The sequence below is a fragment of the Hyphomicrobium sp. genome (genome assembly GCF_035572195.1).
In the GTDB taxonomy this organism is placed as follows: domain Bacteria; phylum Pseudomonadota; class Alphaproteobacteria; order Rhizobiales; family Hyphomicrobiaceae; genus Hyphomicrobium_B.
The window spans coordinates 1-4,434 of record NZ_DATNBA010000089.1 but is presented as its reverse complement, the minus strand read 5'-3'; the positions used below and the strand labels follow the sequence as shown (position 1 = coordinate 4,434).

Genomic DNA, 4,434 nt, shown 5'->3' with positions numbered 1-4,434 from the left:
ACTTCACCGCGCTGCAATCGGTTCGCCTCGGCGTACTGACAAATGGGCTCAGCTTCGAGTTCTTCGTCGACTGCGAAAACACGAACATTATGGATCAGGAACCATTCGTTACGCTAGACCTGGAGGCGGCAACGCGCGCTCCCATTCCTGCCGACGTTCTCGATGCATTGTTGGCGTTAACCCGCTCCAACTTTCAACCTGATGCTGTTACTGAGATGGCCGAATGGCGGCTGGTCGCGAAGCGCGTTCGAACGGTGTTGATGCAGGAAGTTCGGGAGCCGTCCGACGAATTCTGCCGCCTTATTTTGCAGCGTGTGGGAGTAAGGAACGTACGCCGGGCGTCGATACAGTCTCGATACGGCGCACTGATCCGGGCGGCCTTCGAGGATGCGCTGGTGCTGCCGGTACTCGAGATGGTTCGAGCGTCGGCTGCCCGGCAGTCTGGCGATCCCGATGCGGAGGGCGATGCTAAGCAGCGCATCGTCACGACCGATCGGGAGCTTGCCGTCTACCGTTACGTGTGCCGCCGTTTGGCGTTCCTTTCGACCGATGAGCACCAGTTCGCCGCCATCGAGCAGGTTCACCACCGAGATTACCTCGGTAAGTTCGCCGTGTATTACCGGAATGTCCATAAGGGGCGCTTATTCGACTTCATCGAGGGCAGTAATGGCTACGACAAGTTCGTATTCGCTGAGCCCTTCGGTGAAATCGTGACGAACTCCATGACGGACATTGACGAGGCATTGCGCAAGACTTTCTCTCAGCGTGTACGCGACCTCGGCGCGCCGAGGGCATCGGAAGCAGTTTTGCTGCAGGCTTGAGTCCGGTCAGAGTTCCGCGATGGCGAAGTGGGCCGAGAACCCGAACCCAAACGCAGCGAGGAGATGGCGTCCGCTGGCGCCTGCCGCAAGCGCGCGTTCGAGCACGAACAAGACCGTCGCCGACGACATGTTGCCGTAGTCGCGCATTACGCTCCAAGCGTGGGCCATCTGATCGCGGCGGGTGCCAAGAATATCCTCGGCCGTCTCGAGGATCTTGCGTCCGCCGGCGTGGATGAGAAAGCCATCGATGTCCGTCAGGCTCAGCCCGTGATGGCCGAGAAACTGAGCAACGGCAGGGCCGAAGTTTTCCCGCAATAATGTTGGCAACGCAGGGCTCAGCACCATGCCAAATCCGTCATCCTTGATGTTCAAGCCGAGATAGTGCTCGGTTTTGGACCAGAGACGTTCTCCTGTCGCGACGATCCGCGGCGCGCGTTTGCCGGTGCGGCTGCCGTAATTTTCGCGGTCCGAACTACGCAGAACCACCGCCGCGGCGCCGTCTCCGAATAAGGCCGCGGCGACGAAGTTGGTGAGGCTGTGGTCGTTGGCGCGGACACAGAGACTGCAGAGATCGACAGTCAGGAACAGGACGTTGGCGCCAGGCATCGACTGAGCGAGTTGCGTCGCGCGCGCCAAGCCCGCGGCGCCACCGCTGCATCCGAATCCGAAGATCGGCAGCCGCGTCACCGTTTCTCTGAATTCGAGCCGGTTGATCAGCAGCGCGTCGATGCTCGGCACCGCCAGTCCGGTCGTGGAATTGGTGACGATGACGTCGATGTCGTGCGGCGCGAGTCCCGCTGACGCCAAGGCCTTCGTGGCCACCTTTTCGAGGAGATCGAGCGCGTGACGCTGGTACTCGGCCATGCGTTCTTCCCAGCCGTGATGCTTCTGGCACCAGTCGGGAGGCACGCACGAATAGCGTGTTTCGATACCGGAATTCGTGTAGATGCCGGAGAGCCGGGCGAAGACGGATGTCACGCGATTGACGCGCGCGAAGGCATCGGTCTGAGATAATTTGTGCTCGGGCGTCGCCGTGGCAACGGACAGAATGTCGACGCTCAATGGCAGTCTGCGCGCGGTCCGCGGAATCGCGTCTCGCGCAAGATCGATACCTTCTTCAACGTCGTCCAACAGGTCCAGCATTGTCCGCGTTCGCTTTTCAAAGTTCCTGACGATCGGACGAACGAGGTACGTGCAGCCGGTGTCTGCCGCTGTTCCTTGCGGAACGGGGTGAGAGGCACGCGACGGCGGCGGACGGAGTGGGCCGGCGGAGTGGGGGATGGGGCAAAGCGGCTGCACAAACGTCAGTTTACGGCCCAAAACGGACGCTGCGTCCGAGGTGGAAAGCAGCAAATTCGCTCGGCGCTAAATTTTGCCATGGTTGAGGCAAAGCTTGCCGTTTAATTGCATTGAGGGAGGCTCCAGGGGGATCGCTTTGCTTACTGCCCGTCCATTTGCTGTTTTGCCGACATTGATGCTGATCGCAGGCGCATTTTTCGCCTCGGTGGCTGACGCACGGGCCAAGGCTCCGTCCGACAGTTGCGAGAACGCGGCCGGGCTTGCGGTTCTGACCTCGCCGATCGCACCGTGGAAGGGCGCGCCTCTGCGCGTTGTCTTCGCCGCAGACGAGCCGCTCGATGGTGGCGAGCTTACGCTGATCGCGCCCGATGGAAGCGTCTCCGCGAAGTCGCGCGAGCGGCATGGCGGACCGCCGTATTTTTATTTCGCCGAAGTTGCGTCGCCGGCCGTGGGGACGTGGCACGCTAAATTCTCGCGCGCCGGCACGACGGCGGAGTGCAGCACAATTGCGCGAGAAATCGCGGTGCGCGGTGCACAGGCATCGGCACTGCGCGCGACTTCGGGGAGTGTCTGGCCGTTGCGCGATACATGGAACCGCGCGACGGAGAATTTGTATTCCGCATGGATCGAGAAGCTCTTCGACGCACCGCTCGACGCGGCGCCATCGTGGCCGGCGCTGCACGAGGTGCTGCGCGATAAATCACGCAATTTCCTGTTCAACCATCTGGGTCTCGGCGAAGACGAGAAGGGGCTCATCATTCGCCCCGACTGCGCCGACCTTCCATACTTCTTGCGCGCTTACTTCGCCTTCAAAATGGGGCTGCCGTTCGGGTATTCGAAGTGCTCGCGAGGTGGCGGCGGCGGGGCGCCGAAGTGCACCCAGTGGTGGAACATTCAGAAAGAGGAACCGCCTGCCATCCCGCCCGAACAGAAAACCGCATCCAACGATCCATTCGGATTGTTCGGCGCGTCAGCCGCGCTGTCGCCGGCGGCCAACCTTGCCTCCAAGCGGCAAGGGCTTGTGAAGGGGTTCGGCTATTATTTGCGGACGACCGTCGCCAACGCCGTGCATTCCGGCAACGGGCGAACGGCGGCCGGCGACGACAACACCGACTATTATCCCGTGCCGCTGAAGGCAGAGATCCTGCGCCCGGGGATGGTCTACGCCGATCCCTACGGGCACGTCCTGGTGCTCGCCAAGCGCGTGGCGCAGACGGGTGACGCGGCGGGCGTCTTCCTTGCAGTTGACGGGCAACCCGACGGGACGGTGGCGCGCAAGCGCTTTTGGCGCGGCAATTTTCTTTTCGCGCAGGATCCCTCCCTCGGCAGTCCCGGGTTCAAGCGCTTCCGGCCGATCGTGGCTCAAAAGAACGGTACCTTGCGGCGGCTGACCAATGCCGAGATCGCCCAAGATCCGCGTTACGGCGACTTTTCGGTCGAGCAGTCGAAGCTCAGCGTTGAAGACTTTTACGATCGCATGGACGATGTGATGTCGCCGGCGCCGCTCGATCCTATGCGCGCCATGCAGGAGGTGATCACGGCGCTCGAGGAGCAGGTGAAGACCCGCGTGACGTCGGTCGAGAACGGGCGAAAGTACCAGAACGGCGGAGGCGCCGAGGTGGCGATACCGGACGGCGCGTCGATCTTCGAGACGACCGGCGCGTGGGAGGATTTTTCGACGCCGTCGCGCGATCTGCGTCTGCTCATCGCGATCGATGTGGTTCGAGGGTTTCCCGATCGTGTGGCGCGGAGGCCCGAGCGGTATGCGATGCCGGCGGGAAAGAGCGTCGCGGATGTGAAGACCGAATTGGAGAGCCTGCTCGCGTCAGAGCTTGCGGCGCGTAAGGTCTCGTACACGCGCAGCGATGGTTCGCAATGGCCACTTGCGCTGAAAGACGTGGCCGACCGCTCCGCGGCGCTCGAGATGGCGTACAATGTGAATGACTGCGTCGAGCTGCGTTGGGGCGCGTCCGACAAAAGCGACGAGGCGTCGACGTGCAAGCGGCGTGCGTCGGGGGCACAGCGCGGGAAGATGGCGGAGTATCGCTCGTGGTTTCACGAGCGTCGCCGGCCGCCGCGGGGTTAGTGAGGATGGCGCGGTCATCGCGTGCGATTAGACCAGCGTCGCCCGCAAGTGACCCTTTCCGGACATTGAGGCCGGGCGGATCTGGCCTGAGGCTTGGAGAAGGCCGGCGTAGGGCCTCCCATAGCGGTGAGAGGGGAACCTGACTCCCCTCCCGGAAAATATCTGATTACTTCTTCATTTCGGTCCCGGTGCCACTCTCGCCGGCGCCGGCACCAGTGGCAGCCGACT

3 protein-coding genes are annotated in these 4,434 nt (G+C 62.4%); 2 read left to right on the top strand and 1 reads right to left on the bottom strand.

All coding sequences use genetic code 11. The annotated features are described in order from the left end of the window. Positions 1–821 (top strand): hypothetical protein (locus VN623_RS07825; RefSeq protein ID WP_325569809.1); only part of this gene is annotated, 821 nt, incomplete at its 5' end. A gap of 6 nt (positions 822–827) precedes the next feature. On the opposite strand, the gene VN623_RS07820 is transcribed toward VN623_RS07825, so the two are convergent. Beyond that, entirely contained in the window at positions 828–1,964 is a 1,137-nt protein-coding gene (locus VN623_RS07820) for a type III polyketide synthase (RefSeq protein ID WP_325569807.1), read from the bottom strand. A gap of 331 nt (positions 1,965–2,295) precedes the next feature. Here VN623_RS07820 and VN623_RS07815 point away from each other — a divergent pair, with 331 nt between their 5' ends. Then, positions 2,296–4,206 (top strand): hypothetical protein, encoded by a 1,911-nt coding sequence (locus VN623_RS07815; protein WP_325569811.1) that lies wholly within the window; start codon positions 2,296–2,298, stop codon positions 4,204–4,206. Positions 4,207–4,434 lie beyond the last annotated feature (228 nt).